The organism is Asticcacaulis sp. AC460 (genome assembly GCF_000495795.1).
Taxonomy (GTDB): Bacteria; Pseudomonadota; Alphaproteobacteria; order Caulobacterales; family Caulobacteraceae; genus Asticcacaulis.
The window spans coordinates 155,565-168,873 of record NZ_AWGD01000031.1 but is presented as its reverse complement, the minus strand read 5'-3'; the positions used below and the strand labels follow the sequence as shown (position 1 = coordinate 168,873).

13 protein-coding genes are annotated in these 13,309 nt (G+C 63.0%); 4 read left to right on the top strand and 9 right to left on the bottom strand.

The window, feature by feature from the left end; all coding sequences use genetic code 11:
- Positions 1-265: 265 nt before the first annotated feature.
- The 4 genes from ABAC460_RS41160 to lgt all read right to left on the bottom strand — a co-directional run bounded on the left by ABAC460_RS41160 (position 266) and on the right by lgt (position 3,978).
- Complete coding sequence (locus tag ABAC460_RS41160) at positions 266-1,201, bottom strand: ribose-phosphate pyrophosphokinase (protein WP_023454638.1); 936 nt, start codon at positions 1,199-1,201, stop codon at positions 266-268.
- Positions 1,202-1,283: 82 nt separating this feature from the next.
- Positions 1,284-2,063, bottom strand: a complete 780-nt coding sequence (gene pgeF, locus ABAC460_RS41155; protein ID WP_023454637.1) for a peptidoglycan editing factor PgeF — start codon at positions 2,061-2,063, stop codon at positions 1,284-1,286.
- A 24-nt stretch (positions 2,064-2,087) separates the two neighbouring features.
- Positions 2,088-3,134: a class I SAM-dependent methyltransferase gene (locus ABAC460_RS41150; RefSeq protein ID WP_023454636.1), complete on the bottom strand. Its 1,047-nt coding sequence runs from the start codon at positions 3,132-3,134 to the stop codon at positions 2,088-2,090.
- Positions 3,124-3,978: a prolipoprotein diacylglyceryl transferase gene (gene lgt, locus ABAC460_RS41145; protein ID WP_023454635.1), complete on the bottom strand. Its 855-nt coding sequence runs from the start codon at positions 3,976-3,978 to the stop codon at positions 3,124-3,126. The genes ABAC460_RS41150 and lgt overlap by 11 nt, the downstream gene beginning before the upstream one ends.
- A 160-nt stretch (positions 3,979-4,138) precedes the next feature.
- Here lgt and ABAC460_RS41140 point away from each other — a divergent pair, with 160 nt between their 5' ends.
- Genes ABAC460_RS41140 through proC form a run of 3 tightly spaced genes read left to right on the top strand, consistent with a single transcriptional unit; the run spans position 4,139 to position 5,817 of the window.
- Positions 4,139-4,435 (top strand): accessory factor UbiK family protein, encoded by a 297-nt coding sequence (locus tag ABAC460_RS41140; protein ID WP_023454634.1) that lies wholly within the window; start codon positions 4,139-4,141, stop codon positions 4,433-4,435.
- A gap of 24 nt (positions 4,436-4,459) precedes the next feature.
- A complete protein-coding gene (locus ABAC460_RS41135; protein ID WP_023454633.1) occupies positions 4,460-5,008 on the top strand; it encodes a YbjN domain-containing protein in 549 nt (182 codons plus the stop codon).
- Positions 5,008-5,817: a pyrroline-5-carboxylate reductase gene (gene proC / locus ABAC460_RS41130; protein ID WP_023454632.1), complete on the top strand. Its 810-nt coding sequence runs from the start codon at positions 5,008-5,010 to the stop codon at positions 5,815-5,817. The genes ABAC460_RS41135 and proC overlap by 1 nt, the downstream gene beginning before the upstream one ends.
- A gap of 41 nt (positions 5,818-5,858) precedes the next feature.
- On the opposite strand, the gene ABAC460_RS41125 is transcribed toward proC, so the two are convergent.
- From ABAC460_RS41125 to ABAC460_RS41110, 4 genes are all read right to left on the bottom strand, one after another.
- The gene (locus ABAC460_RS41125; protein ID WP_023454631.1) at positions 5,859-6,971 is read right to left on the bottom strand and encodes a phytase; all 1,113 of its coding nucleotides are present in this window, start codon (positions 6,969-6,971) and stop codon (positions 5,859-5,861) included.
- 69 nt (positions 6,972-7,040) lie between these two features.
- Positions 7,041-8,396 carry an ATP-binding protein gene (locus tag ABAC460_RS41120; RefSeq protein WP_023454630.1) on the bottom strand — a complete coding sequence of 452 codons (1,356 nt, stop codon included), beginning with the start codon at positions 8,394-8,396 and terminating at the stop codon, positions 7,041-7,043.
- A gap of 1 nt (position 8,397) precedes the next feature.
- Positions 8,398-9,099 carry a response regulator gene (locus ABAC460_RS41115; RefSeq protein WP_023454629.1) on the bottom strand — a complete coding sequence of 234 codons (702 nt, stop codon included), beginning with the start codon at positions 9,097-9,099 and terminating at the stop codon, positions 8,398-8,400.
- A 105-nt stretch (positions 9,100-9,204) separates the two neighbouring features.
- Positions 9,205-10,017, bottom strand: a complete 813-nt coding sequence (locus ABAC460_RS41110) for a hypothetical protein (RefSeq protein ID WP_023454628.1) — start codon at positions 10,015-10,017, stop codon at positions 9,205-9,207.
- A gap of 119 nt (positions 10,018-10,136) precedes the next feature.
- Between ABAC460_RS41110 and ABAC460_RS41105 the strand changes: the two genes are divergently transcribed.
- Entirely contained in the window at positions 10,137-11,699 is a 1,563-nt protein-coding gene (locus ABAC460_RS41105; RefSeq protein ID WP_023454627.1) for a tetratricopeptide repeat protein, read from the top strand.
- Between the two features lie 7 nt (positions 11,700-11,706).
- Here ABAC460_RS41105 and ABAC460_RS41100 read toward each other — a convergent pair whose 3' ends face one another.
- Complete coding sequence (locus tag ABAC460_RS41100) at positions 11,707-13,299, bottom strand: CHAT domain-containing protein (protein ID WP_023454626.1); 1,593 nt, start codon at positions 13,297-13,299, stop codon at positions 11,707-11,709.
- Between the last annotated feature and the right edge of the window lie 10 nt (positions 13,300-13,309).

Sequence of the window (13,309 nt, the reverse complement as noted above, 5' to 3'; positions counted from 1 at the left end):
GTCTTCGGAGAATATGCTGATTTTGTTGTGAAACGTGACGCCCGCCGACGTCAAAGTCTTTACATCACAAGGCGAACGCCTTGGCCATAAGTGATCGATAAAAAATTTGCCCAAATTGTGGCCGCAAAGTCGCCAAACTGCGACGCCTCGCCGGAAGCGTGCACTACAAAATCGTGGAAAGACAAAAGCTTACCGCACCCGCGATATTTATGGCTTCTTTATCGGCAGGTGATCAAAAAGTTTTGATGGCGATTCTGTCGTTTTTTCAATCGAACAGCTTCGACACGGACTCTTCGTTAGCAATGCGGCGGATGGCTTCACCGATCAGCGGCGCGACGCCGACGATGCGGATCTTGGCATGGTCGCGGATGATGTCGGTCGCCTCAATGGAGTCGGTGATGACCAGTTCCTTGAGCACCGACTTGTCGACCCGGTTCATCGCTTCGCCCGACAGCACGCCGTGCGAGACATAGGCCGAGACCGACGAAGCACCCCGGTCCATCAGGGCCTTGGCGGCGTTGCACAGGGTGCCGGCGGAATCGACGATGTCGTCGAACAGGATGCAGTTGCGGCCGGTGACGTCGCCGATGATGTTCATGACTTCGGATTCACCGGCGCGCGGGCGGCGCTTGTCGACAATGGCCAGGTCGCCGCCCAGGCGGTCGGCCAGGGCGCGGGCGCGGACAACGCCGCCGACGTCAGGCGAGACGATCATCAATTCCTGGGGGGCCTGGTAGTTGGCCTGGATATCCTTGGCCATAAAGGGAATGGCGACCAGGTTGTCGGTCGGGATATCGAAGAAGCCCTGGATCTGGCCGGCGTGCAGATCCATGGTCAGGACACGGTGGGCGCCGGCGCGGGTGATGATATTGGCCACCAGCTTGGCCGAGATCGGAGTGCGGCCGCCGGTCTTGCGGTCCTGGCGGGCATAGCCGAAATACGGGATGACGGCGGTGATGCGTCGCGCCGAGGCCCGCGTCAGGGCGTCGATGCAGATCAGCAGTTCCATCAGGTTGTCGTTGGCGGGATAGCTGGTCGACTGGATGACGAAGACGTCTTCGCCGCGGACGTTTTCGTCGATGGTGACGAAGATTTCCTTGTCGGCAAACCGTTGCACGCGCGCCTTGGTCAAGGGCATGTCGAGATAGTCGCCGATGGCTTGGGCCAGGGTCCGGTTGGAGTTGGCGGCGAGCAGTTTCATGGCGATGTCCCGTTAATAACTTGCGCGGCTTTTAGCAGGGGTTCGACAGGGTTCAAGGGCGAAACGTCGCAATTATGTAATTTTATGCTCTGAGCATGATGGCCGAGATCAGGCGACCATAGTCCGGCAACTGCCGCTTGAAATTGCGCCGGTTGGAAAAGAACAGGGCTTCATCGGCGCACGTGTCGTGGCCGGTGGCGGCGCATTGCGTCACGCCGGCGCGTTTCAGCCGCATCAGGCAATAGCCTGGGAGGTCGAACATGCGCTTGTCAGCCGTAGCCCCTGCCACAAAATAGGGCGGGCTGTCGGGATCGTGGTCGGCAAAAATCCCGGCATAGTCGGCCCCGACCTCGTATGACGCCTGCGCGATACAGGGGCCAATGACGCAGCGGATGTTCGCCAGATCGGCGCCCTTGGCCTGCATCAGGTCGAGCGTAGCCTCGATCATACCGTAAAGCGCGCCTTTCCAGCCTGCGTGGCACGATCCGACGACGCGACTATCGGGATCGGCGAACAGCAGCGGGGCGCAGTCGGCCGACAGGGCCGACAGGATCAGGCCGGGGGTGGTGGTAACCAGGCCGTCGGCTTCGGGGCGGTCGGTCGTCCACGGACCGGAGACGTCGAGCGCCGTGGCGGAGTGGATCTGATAAAGGCTGAGCAGGTGGTCGGCCGGTCGATCGAAGGCGGCGGCAACGCGGCGGCGGTTTTCCTGAACCAGGGCGGGATCGTCCTTCGAACCCAGGCCTATGTTCAGCGAGTCATAGACGCCGGACGACGCCCCGCCCTGGCGGGTAAAAAAGCCATGCTGGATGCCGGGAAGGTCAAGCAGCGGGTGCAGGATGCGGGGAGGAAGTGCGGCCATGGCGGCGATGTAGACCCCAGACGGTCAGTCTTCAAGCGCGAAAAGGGGCAGGGCGGCCGGCCAGGCCATGCCAATTACCTTGAACAACGTGCCCATCTGGTCAGGTGCGGTCAAACGGTCGTATTGCCGCCGCAGTTTTTCGGCGTGGGAGGGGTGAGCTGCCTGCAAGGCTTCGCGACGAGACAAGATGCCGAGCCTATGCAAAAATTCGGATTGCGTTTTGATTTTACTAAGTTTTACAAATGTTTTTCCAACGTCAGTGGCCGCGGGAAAATCCGCCCAGACCGTCAGGTCATGCTCGCCCGGCGCGGTCAGCGGGTCGGTGTTGTGGTGGTTGTACAACGCCTGAAGCGTGTCACCGGCTTCCGCCTGATCACGGCCGTAGTCAATCAGCAGGGCGGCGCCGGTGGCCGCTTTCAGCAGAGCGCCCAACTGGGCGGCGAAATGCTGTTGCGCGGCCGAAACCTCTACAATCTGTCCGGGGGCGGCGTCGATGGCAGGTTTGTACTCTGTGGGGGTCAGTCCAAAAGCGAGGTCATCGTCGACCACGCCGACGCAGCGTTCCGCCCAGCCGTCTTCGGTGCGGACGAACTGCCGGGCCGGCAGGCAATCCAGCACCTCGTTGGCGATGACAATCACCGGCAGTTCGGTCGGGACGGCATTCACATCGGGCACGAAGACGACACCCGCCAGGGTTTGGCCCTGCAGGGCGCGCAGGCGCGGCGACGGCTCGACCATCATCACCCGCGCGGCGTCGAACAGGCCCGGCACGCGCTTCGCCACGCGCACGATGTCCGACATCAGGGTGCCGTCGCCGCCGCCGATCTCGACGAGGCGAAACTCTGCGGGAGCCCCCAGGGCCTGCCACATCTGCGCCACCCAGACGCCGATCATCTCGCCGAACATCTGGGACACCATCGGCGCGGTCAGGAAGTCGCCATCGGCGCCGATACGGACGTGGCGGGTATAGTAGCCGTCGATCGGGTCCAGCAGGCAGCGCGCCATATAGTCGGCCACATTCATCGGGCCTTCCAGGGTGATCTGTTCGATCAGGCGCTGCTTAAGCGACATTTTTGGCGGGATTTGGGTTATCCTTGCGCACGGCATTCCAGATAAAGGCCGCGCCGGCGATGACCATCAGGATGGACAGGGTCTGGCCCATGGTGATGACGGCCTTGAAGAAGTCCCACATCTGCTCATCCGGCTCGCGTACGTTTTCGATCAGGATGCGGAAGATGCCGTAGCCGGCGATAAACACACCGGCGATCAGGCCCGGGCGTTTGAATTCCTTGCGGACATGGGCCAGGTACCAGGCGACGGCGAACAGGATCAGGCCTTCCGTGGCGGCCTCATAAAGCTGGCTGGGGTGACGCGGCGTGATCCCGCCGCTGCAGGTGTAGGTGTTGCAGAAGATCATCCCGAAGGGAGATGACGTTTCGCGGCCCCACAGCTCGCCATTGATGAAGTTGGCAATACGGCCGAAAAACAGGCCGATCGGCGCGGCGCACGCCAGCAGGTCGCCCAGATTGAGGGTCTGCGGCAGGGTGAACTTCTTGACGTAACTGTACAGAAGCGTCGCCGCCACCACGCCGATAAACCCGCCATGGAAGGACATGCCGCCTTCCCAGATCTTGAAGGCATCGAGAGGATGGCTCCACAGGATTTTCATGTCGTAGAACAGCAGGAAGCCGATCCGGCCGCCCAGTATAACGCCCAGGGTCATCCACACGACCAGGTCGTCGAGCTGGTCGGAATTGACGGGGGCGGTGCGCGGCGCCCACAGGTTTTCCTGGCGTATGAGACGGCCCAGATACAGCCACCCCAGGACGATCCCGGCAATATAGGCAAGGGCGTACCAGCGGATGGCGACCGGTCCAAGCTGAAACAGGACGGGATTGATATCCGGCAGGGTCATTAGGCACGTCTCCCCAAATTGCGTGGCGGCTGTTTAGCACTAACCTGTGACAAGTCGCCACAAAAGAGAGACAAAGGGCTTAGAATCATGGAAAAACTTTGTCGACCGAGGGAGAAGCCTCTATATTGAATGCATCAGCATTTTCTGGAGGCCCCTCGCCATGCAAAGCCAAAATCCGTTCCTCGACGAACTGGCCAAGATGACCACCTCGGCCATGTCCCTGGCCCAGGCAGCCGGTGAAGAGGCCAAGACGGCCTTCCGTTCCCAGGCCGACCGTTTTGTTGCCGATATGGATCTGGTCCGCCGCGACGAACTCGAGGCGTTGAAAGCGGAAATCGCTGATTTGAAAGCTCAGGTCGCGGCATTGCTCAAGGAGCGAAGCGTTAGCGCGACTGAAACTTCTATTAAGCCGAAGGGCAAGGGCGTGAAGCCCGACGTCGACCTGCCGGTCGACTAGAACACAAGGATTTCAGGGGTACCCATGACCACGCCGCAGACCTACGACAGCGACGCGACCTTCGATCCGCTCGATGTGGTGGAATCCATCCTTACCGAGGAAGGGCTGGAATTTGAGCGCACGCCCGAGGGGGACCTGGGCTTTGCTCTGAGCGGCGACTGGCGGACCTATGAGATGTGGTTCTCGTGGCGGCCGGAGGGCGAATGCCTGCAGCTGTGCTGCTCGCTGGATGTCGAATCGGGCGCAGGCAAGGCGTTGACCGAAGACCGGTTGCCGGGCCTGTATGAATTGCTGTGCCTGGTCAATCAGCATGTCTGGTTCGGCCATTTCGAGGCTTTCCGCGATCCGGAAGGCGGCGTAGCAGGCTTTGGACTGTACGACGTGGTGTTCCGTCATACCCAGGCGGTCAATCCGCTGGAGCGGGCGTCGGTGGTGGCCAGCGCCCACATGATCAACAGCGCCGCCGAAGCGGTTGACCGCTTCTATCCGGCGTTCGATTTCTGGTTCAAGGGCGCGCTGACGGCGCGTGATGCCTTTGCCGCCTGTTTGTTCGAGACGCAAGGTGAAGCGTAATGGTTGATGTTCTGCCGAAGCCGGTCCTGCTGATCGGCGCCGGAGCGCTGGGGTCGTCTATCCTGAAGGGTATCCGTATCGCGGGCCATGCCGCGCCGTCGGACCTGATGATCGTTGACCTGAAGCCGGGTGACGAGGCCAAGGCCTATGCTGCCGACGGCGCTCAGCTCAATCCGTCCCCCGAGACGTGGAGCGCGGCGAAGACGGTGATCCTGGCGGTCAAGCCCCAGGGCTGGCACGCGGTGGCGGAGCTTCTCGGTGGTAATCTGGGGCCGGATACGGTGCTTATCTCGGTCATGGCCGGGGTGCAGACGGCCAGCCTGGAGCAGGCCTTTGCCGGCCATGCGGTGGCGCGGGTCATGCCGACGACCGGCGTGGCGACGGGCAAGGGCGTGGCGTCGATCTTTTCCGCTACGGAACAAGGCCTTGCCGCTGCGAAGGGCCTGTTCGGACCGATGGCGACGACGGTGATCCTGAGCGACGAAGGCCTGATGGATTCGGCAACCGCGGTATCGGGCTCGGGCCCGGCCTATGTCTATGCTTTTGTGCGGGCGTTGGAAAAGGCCGGCCGCGAGACGGGCCTGTCGCGGATGCATGCGCGGGACCTGGCGCGTGGGACGCTGATTTCGGCAGCGCGACTGCTGGATCAGACGGGCGAAGAGCCTGACGACCTGATTCGTAAGGTGGCCTCTCCTGGGGGCACGACCGAAGCGGCTCTGAAGGTTTTGTGCGCCGAAGGTTCCGGCCTGGACGAACTGGTGTTGGCGGCGGTCCAGGCGGCGCATAAGCGGTCGAAGGAACTGGGTTAGGTTTCGGGTGCAGGGTCCAAGAGCCTGCCCGCCGGAGGCTTTTACTGAACCTTCAAGGCCTTTTTGACCTCAGTCCATGACACGATCTTGAAGTTCTGACGGGCGCGGGCGCCGGTGGGCGCTTCGCCGTCCATGTCGGAATCGTCCTGCATCACCACGACACCCTCAGCGTACGGCCCGACCTGGCCGCCCAGGGCCGCCACGCCGTCCGTGCCCGTCACGGCATCGAAGCCATTGCCCGGAAACACCGAGAACCGGCCCTTGTAGGTAGCTGTTTCGCCCGCCACCTGCCAGACGGCAAAGGCGCTGTCGCCCTGGGACGAGGCGATCAGATAGCTCAGGCCCGAATCTTCATCGACCAGCAGGGCCAGGCCTTCGACATCAGGCGCCAGGATATCGGACGGCGCGCCCTGCAGCAGAACACGCGTCGCACCCGTGCCCGGTTCGACACTGTAGCGCCAGATACCCTTGGCCTCTTCGGCGATGTACAGCGCGCCGGTGCGGTCATCGACGACGCAGCCCTCGGCCTGGCTGCCCACGTCGAAACGGCGGACAATCTCGCCAGACGGTCCGGCTTCGGTTTCGCCATAAACGGCCTGAACGACATCGCCATTCTTGCCGATGATGATGACTGTAATGCCGTCCGCCGTCGTGCCCATGCACAGGCCGTAGGCTTCCGAGGTCGCCATAGGCAGGAAACCCGAGGGCTTGAGCTTCAGGTCGTCGGTCAGGGTGAACAGGGCGGCGCCGTTCTTCGCCCGGTCGGACGCCGCGATCAGCGTAAAGGAACCGCTTTCACCATAGACGGTGCGCAAATCGACATTGTTGAGCGGGCCGTGCGGTACGAAATCGCGCACCGTGCCGTCCAGATTATAGGCGTACAGGCCGGCCTTCTTGTCGGTGCCCAGGATCAGGGCGCGGGACTTGTCCATCGGATCGACCCAGATTTCCGGATCGTCGGCGGCATCCAGGCCAGCGGTCCCGACAGCGACGGTTTCACCCGAAGCCAGTACAGGTGTGCCCGTGCCGTTGGCGACAAGTAGCGAGTCCGATGTCAGCTCCGGATGTAACGTCACGCAGGCGGACAGAAGTGTTGCAGTAATGGCGACGGCGGAGACTGTCGCAAATCTGTCATAAATGTTCTTGAATCGCATCGTCTGTCCCGTCTATTGCTTTCAGCAGGCTAATAGCAAGATTTACGCCCAATGCACGGCATTTTTTGTCTATTCCAGCGGCAGGGCGACGACGGCGCGCAGGCCGCCCATCCGGCTGGTATCCAAAGTCAGGTCGCCACCGTGGCCGCGAACGATGTCGCGGGCGATCGCCAGCCCCAGCCCGACGCCCTGAATGTTCTGGTTGCGCGAGTCGTCCAGGCGGTTGAACGGCTTGAACGCATCTTCGCGCCGGTCAGGCGCGATGCCCGGCCCGTCGTCATCCACGACCAGGTGCAGCATACGCTTGCCATCCTCATCGGCAATTTCGGCGGAAAAGGCGACGCTTTTACCGTAGTGAAAGCCGTTGAGGATCAGGTTGGTGACCGCGCGCTGGATGGCCATTTCGCGAACGACGATGCGCAGATCCTTGTCAAGATAGTTTGTCTTCAGGGCATGCCCGGCGCGTTTGATATTGCCAGTGATAGTCTCCATCAGGGCCGACACCGAGACCATGTCGCGGTCCTCGGCCATCTCGCCACGGGCGAAGGCCAGGTACTCGTCAATCATATAGGCCATTTCCGACACGTCCTGCTTCATCCGTCCATTGGCCTCGTCCTGCTCGGCCATGGCCAGTTCCAGCTTGAGGCGGGTCAGGGGCGTGCGCAGGTCGTGGCTGACCGAAGCCAGCAGGGTGGTGCGCTGTTCGATCTGGCGCTGGATGCGCGCCTTCATCTTCTGGAAGGCCTCGGCGGCGGCCCGGACCTCCTTGGCGCCGTAGGGCTTGAAATTGGGGTCGTCTTCGCCGCGGCCGAACTTCTCGGCGGCTTCGGACAGGCGTTCGATGGCGCGGACCTGGTTGCGGATGAACAGCATGGCCACCGTGGTTAGCAACCAGGTTGCCCCCAATACCCAGAAGATGAAGATATAGCCGGTGGTGGCGAAGGCGCGTTCCTTGGGCGCGATGAAGCGCAGGACGCCACCCTCGACCTGGACGCGGATGTCGACAAAGCCGGGATAGCGGGTGGCGTCGAACCAGTAGGGATCATCCAGGCGCTCGTTCAGGGCGCGATCGATCGTGCGGTCCAGGGCGACGAAGATGGCCGGGCGCAGGGCTTCGGGCAGGCCATCACCCTTTTTCAGGGTGATGGACAACTGCATCTCGTCGGCATGGGATTTGATCTTGGCGAGGTTGGCGTCGGTGGGCTCTTCCTCGTAGGCCCGCACGGCCCAGGCGATGTCGCCGGCCAGGCCTTCGGACAAGCGCTCGGTGACGGTTTCCCAGTGCAGGTCGAAAAAGACCCAGGTGATCAGGACCTGCATGATGGCGATGGGCAGGACGATGATCAGCAACACCCGCGCCATAAGCGTACGCGGGAAATTGCGTTTGAAGACCTTGGGGAGAAGACGAAGCTTGGGCAGGCGCATCTCAGTCGGGGGCCAGCATATAGCCCTTGCCACGGACGGTCTGGAGGTAGCGCGGATTCTTGGGGTCCTGCTCGATTTTGCGGCGCAGGCGCGTCACCTGGACGTCGACGGCGCGGCCTGTGGTGTCGACGCTGTCCTTGGCCAGGTCCATCCTGTCGACCGGCACATTGGCGCGTTCGGCCAGGTAGCGCAGGAGTTGCGACTCAGCTTCGGTCAGGCGGACCAGGGTCCCGCTCTTGGTCAGTTCCGACCGCTCCAGGTCGAAATTGAAGGCGCCCATGGTGATGGCCTTGGGCAGGGCGGGTTTCACACCGGTACGGCGCAGGATGGCTTCGATGCGCAGCAGCAGTTCCTGCGGCTCGAAGGGTTTCGACAGGTAATCGTCGGCGCCCAGCGACAGGCCCATGATGCGGTCGTCGGGCAGGCCGCGCGCCGTCAGGATCAGGATGGGGACGTTGGAGTTGGCGCGCACCCATTTCGACAGCGAGAAACCGTCTTCGCCCGGCATCATGACGTCCAGGATCAGCAGGTCGAAGTCGAGCAACTGCAGCATGCGCTTGGCGGCGTCGGCATGGGCGGCGGCTGTGACACGGAAACCCTGGCGGCTCAGGAATTCCTTGAGCAGGGTACGGATGCGGTCGTCATCGTCGACGACCAGGAGATGGCGGACGGTGGCGTCGTTATGACCTGTGGCCAGGCTCATGGCTTTCGATTCTTCCGGAAGGAGGCGCGAACCGGGTCATCCTCACCAATCACGGCGAAATGTAAAGCCGTTTTGCGTTGCGGATTGTTTCTATTATCGGCCCACTTACTTCGGACAACCGGTGTAATGCGCTCGCAAAAGGCTGTTCCACTCGGCCTCGCCGCCATCGCTGACGCGATTCAGCTTGAGCTTGAAGTCGCTATATTCGGCGTGGTTGGGAATGCCGAACTCGGCATCGACGATATGGCCGTCCTTGGCGTCCAGCCACAGGGGACCACCCTTGTCGCCGAAGGCCGGGCCGCCGACCTCATAGCGGCGCGTGGCCTGGCCATTATGGGTTTCCTCGCCGGCGTAGCGGACGTCGGTGCGGCCCATATAGGTCAGGAAATCGCTCATATCGTCGGTCTTGACCAGGGCCATGCCGAAGCTGAAACCCGCCTTCGGATCTGTCAGGTGCGGCAGGGTTACAGTCAGGGTGGCCAGATCGTAGTCGAACAGATGCCACGGTGCGTTGGGCGCGGTCGCCGTGTCGCTGAGTTGATGGCCGGGCAGGTCGATCTTCGCCGAGATGATGCGGGTGGCCGGGTCGATATCCATTCGGCCGAACACGCGCTGGGTACCGTCGCGGTTCAGCTTCCCGGCATATAGGGTGGTGGCTTCGAGCGTCTGCGGATTCAGCTCCGAGGTGACATAGGCGGCGGTGGTGCAGGCCTCGATCGCCTTGAACACCGCCACTTCGGTCATGCTCCTGCGGAAGACAACGATGTGTTCCGGCAGGGAACCGTCGCGGTTGCTGCGGGTATAGTCGTAGATGCGCCCAATCGGATCGCCGGCGCCGAGCGGTGTGTAGCCGGGAGTGACCGCGGCGGCGGGCAGGGCGGCGACCGTCAGGCAGGCTGCGGCAAAAAGCGATTTCATTGTGAACTTTCGATAGAGGTCGGACCTTCTATAGATCGACTTGGCGGGCGGGGCCAGATTCAAGCGCTGGTGACAATTTACGGTTGCCGGACTATGGTTGCGCCATCAAGGGGGATTTTATGCCAGGTCGATTTCTTCTCGCTGCCACCATCGCCGTTTGCTGCTGGGCGGCGGCCGGTTCCGTCGTCGCATCCGATACCGTGGTCAAGCCTGTACCGGCGCCGCAAATCGCACCCGCCGATCTCGGCGAACGTATGGCAGCGGTTTATAAGGTCATGTGGGAGGCTCCGGACGACGGCGTCGCGGCGCTGGCAGCGGAACTGGACGCCATCATGAAGGATCCGGGGTTCACCAGCCTGACGGCGAAGGACCATTACCTGGCCCACTGGATGGCCGCGGTCCTGGACCAGAGGATGGCCAAGTACGAAAGCGCCTATCAGCACCGCCTGCGTATGGGGGAGGTCTATCCCGAAGCCAAGACCGAGGGCGATTACTGGGTCTACCTGGCCGGCGCGGCTGTGCGCACCCGCCGCTATGATGTCGCGGCTGAGGCCTTGGTCAAGATGCTGGAGGTCGATCCGGCTGAGGCAAAAGACATGTCCTACCCCTTCCTGCTCAGTGTCGTGCGTGAAGCTAAAAAACAGGACGACAAGGGGCCCTATCGCCGGCTGCTCATGGCTCTGTGGCAGGCCGCCTACGAGCCGGGAGAGGCCTTGAGCACGGCGCAGTTTCTGTGGTGGCAACTGTTCGAGCTGCACGTGGCGGACGGCAAGCCCGATGCGGCCCGCAAGGTTCTGGCAGGTCTGACGGATGCTCACTATGTGATCCGGATTCGCGCCGACAAGCGGTACCGCGCCTTTGTCGGCGACCTGCCGTCCAGCGGCGACTATAGCGCCGCTTACCGCCATGAACGTTCGAAGGTTCGTTCAAAAGTCGCGGCTCACCCCGACCTGATCGAAGGGCAGACCATGCTGGCGGACTATCTCATGAAGGAACGGCGCTACGATGAAGCCTTGGCCGTGATGGATGCGGCCCTCTCGAAAGTGGATGCCGCCCCAAAGGACCAGCCCGCCTTCAGCGACCTCGATGACCACTACCAATGGGCCGTCGAAGCCCGGGCCAACGCCCTGCGCGGACTTGGCCGGTGGAACGAGGTTACCGAGGGCAAGGTCAAGGCCAAGGCGGCAGGCACGGAAAGCGACTCGGTCAGCCAGGCGCTGAATCTGGGTGTCTACTATGTCGCCATCGAAAAGCCGGAGGCCGCGTTGATGGAAGCCGATGCCATCGCTCCGGATCAGGTCAGCGGCTACGGCGCCATGGTGGCGGCAGAGATCCGGGTCTGCGCCTATGCCCAGCAGGGTAAGGTGAGCGAACGCGATCAGTGGCTGGGTTACATGAAGGACCACGAGGTGGACGGCCCGGGCCTCTATCTGGAAGGCCTGCGTTGCGCCGGCGATTTCGACGCCCTTGCGAAAGCCGTCATCGCCCAGTTGAAGGATGTCGAAACCCGTAGTGAGACGCTGGTCGACTTGCAGGATTACGACGAAGACCCGGCCTTGACGCTCCAGGAAAAGCGCATGAACGCGATCGATGCGACGGTCAAGGCGCGTCGCGATGTCCGGTCGGCCATCGCCAGATACGGCTTTGTCGAAGCCTATTCGCTGAAGGGCATAGAGCCGTAATCGAGGGTCAGCGCGCTTCGCCGACCACGACCATGGCGGCCCAGTTGGCCGGGGTGGCGTCGCCCCTGGCCAGCATGTCCAGCATCGCTGTCTGCAGCGCTTCGGCGCGGCCCTTGCCGCCGACATAGTAGCCCACCGCCGCCGAGGTCAGCTGGGCGGCGGCCTGGTCCGATACGCGCCAGTGCGACACGATCAGGCTGTGGGCGCCGGAGGCCAGGAAACCGCGCGCCAGACCCGACAGGACCTCGTCGTTGTCGTCGCCGGCCTTCTTGCGGCCGGAGGCGGTGTTGCAGGCGGACAGGATGACCCAGTCTGCGTTCAGGCGCAGGTTGGCCGCTTCGGACGCCGTCAGGAAGCCGTCATTATTGGCGTCACCGGACACACCGCCCTCGGTCAGGACCAGGGCGGGTTCGTCCATGCCCTCCACTTCGCCGGCGCGCACCGCATGGGTGGCGAAGGCGATGATGCGTACATTGGACAGGTCGTTTTCGCGTACGGCCTTTTCGGTCGCCTGGGCGCCGGTATAGACCTGTTTGCCGGTGTCGGCGTTCATCAGCTTGGCCATGGCCAGCAGTTCGGTCTGGGCGCCGGGCAGGGGCACGAGGTCGCGGGTCTTGCCGTCCGTCGCCAGGTCGGGCGAGCCGAAGCCCAGGAAGCCGCGGCCCGGCGCGGCGTCATTACGTGCCTGACGCAGGAATTTCAGGCTGTTGACCGACGGCAGGGTGGCTAGGGCATAGGACTTGATCAGCCAGTCGGTCTTGCGCAGCGCCCTGACGTCCAGGTCGTTGCCCTTGGGTGGCGTGGTCACCAGCACCGATAGCGGCAGGTGCGACAGCGGGCCGGAGGCAACGATATAGACGACCTTGGCGTCCTTGATCACCGGCTGGGCCGGGGCGAAGACCTGTTGATACAGGCGGTAGGCTGTCTGACGCGAGAAGGTGAACTGGGTCGGCAGTCCGCCGGGATGGCTGGCGGCGCCGCGCAGGGCTTCGCGGCCGGGATCCAGCGCAAAACGCATGGCATCGACGTCGGGGCGCAACGAGTCGGTGGTGGCGTCGGTGCGGAACCACTGCGCGTCACCGTTGCGCAGGGCGAAGATATAGGTGCCGTTCGGCGTCGGGTGGATCATCACCAGGGCTTCGTCGGGGCGCAGCAAACCCTGCGTCTGTTTCAATCCGATCGGAAAGGGGGCAACCAACGAGTCGTATGCGGGATATTTTTGTGCCAGTTCCGCCGACAGGGTTTCGACCTCGGCATGGGCCTGATCGGCGGCCTCGGCCAGGGTTTTCGCCTTGAATTTGGCCGCCTCGCTGGCGCCGCCGCGCGCCGCATTGGCGGCCTGGTCGAGGGCTTCATATTCTTTCTTTGCCGTCTCCAGCCGGTCGATCAGGGTCTTCAGCTCGGGCGATGTGGCCGAGTTGCGGCCGGCGGCGCGGGCCAGGGCCTGGGCGGTCACTGACAGGTCGGCCCATTGCGCCGCTTCGAAGGACTCTTCGAGTGGCGTGGGCGCGGGTTCCTGCGCCGCGGCGGGCAGGGTGAAAGCCAGGGCGGCGGTCAGAGCCGCGATCATGGGCAGCAGCAAGCGTTTCACGGCATCCATGGGCAAGCCC

Excerpts from the sequence above, each read along its gene's own strand:
- ABAC460_RS41160 (WP_023454638.1), bottom strand. The coding sequence starts at position 1,201 with ATGAAACTGCTCGCCGCCAACTCCAACCGGACCCTGGCCCAAGCCATC.
- pgeF (WP_023454637.1), bottom strand. The coding sequence starts at position 2,063 with ATGGCCGCACTTCCTCCCCGCATCCTGCACCCGCTGCTTGACCTTCCC.
- ABAC460_RS41150 (WP_023454636.1), bottom strand. The coding sequence starts at position 3,134 with ATGTCGCTTAAGCAGCGCCTGATCGAACAGATCACCCTGGAAGGCCCG.
- lgt (WP_023454635.1), bottom strand. The coding sequence starts at position 3,978 with ATGACCCTGCCGGATATCAATCCCGTCCTGTTTCAGCTTGGACCGGTC.
- ABAC460_RS41140 (WP_023454634.1), top strand. The coding sequence starts at position 4,139 with ATGCAAAGCCAAAATCCGTTCCTCGACGAACTGGCCAAGATGACCACC.
- ABAC460_RS41135 (WP_023454633.1), top strand. The coding sequence starts at position 4,460 with ATGACCACGCCGCAGACCTACGACAGCGACGCGACCTTCGATCCGCTC.
- proC (WP_023454632.1), top strand. The coding sequence starts at position 5,008 with ATGGTTGATGTTCTGCCGAAGCCGGTCCTGCTGATCGGCGCCGGAGCG.
- ABAC460_RS41125 (WP_023454631.1), bottom strand. The coding sequence starts at position 6,971 with ATGCGATTCAAGAACATTTATGACAGATTTGCGACAGTCTCCGCCGTC.
- ABAC460_RS41120 (WP_023454630.1), bottom strand. The coding sequence starts at position 8,396 with ATGCGCCTGCCCAAGCTTCGTCTTCTCCCCAAGGTCTTCAAACGCAAT.
- ABAC460_RS41115 (WP_023454629.1), bottom strand. The coding sequence starts at position 9,099 with ATGAGCCTGGCCACAGGTCATAACGACGCCACCGTCCGCCATCTCCTG.
- ABAC460_RS41110 (WP_023454628.1), bottom strand. The coding sequence starts at position 10,017 with ATGAAATCGCTTTTTGCCGCAGCCTGCCTGACGGTCGCCGCCCTGCCC.
- ABAC460_RS41105 (WP_023454627.1), top strand. The coding sequence starts at position 10,137 with ATGCCAGGTCGATTTCTTCTCGCTGCCACCATCGCCGTTTGCTGCTGG.
- ABAC460_RS41100 (WP_023454626.1), bottom strand. The coding sequence starts at position 13,299 with ATGGATGCCGTGAAACGCTTGCTGCTGCCCATGATCGCGGCTCTGACC.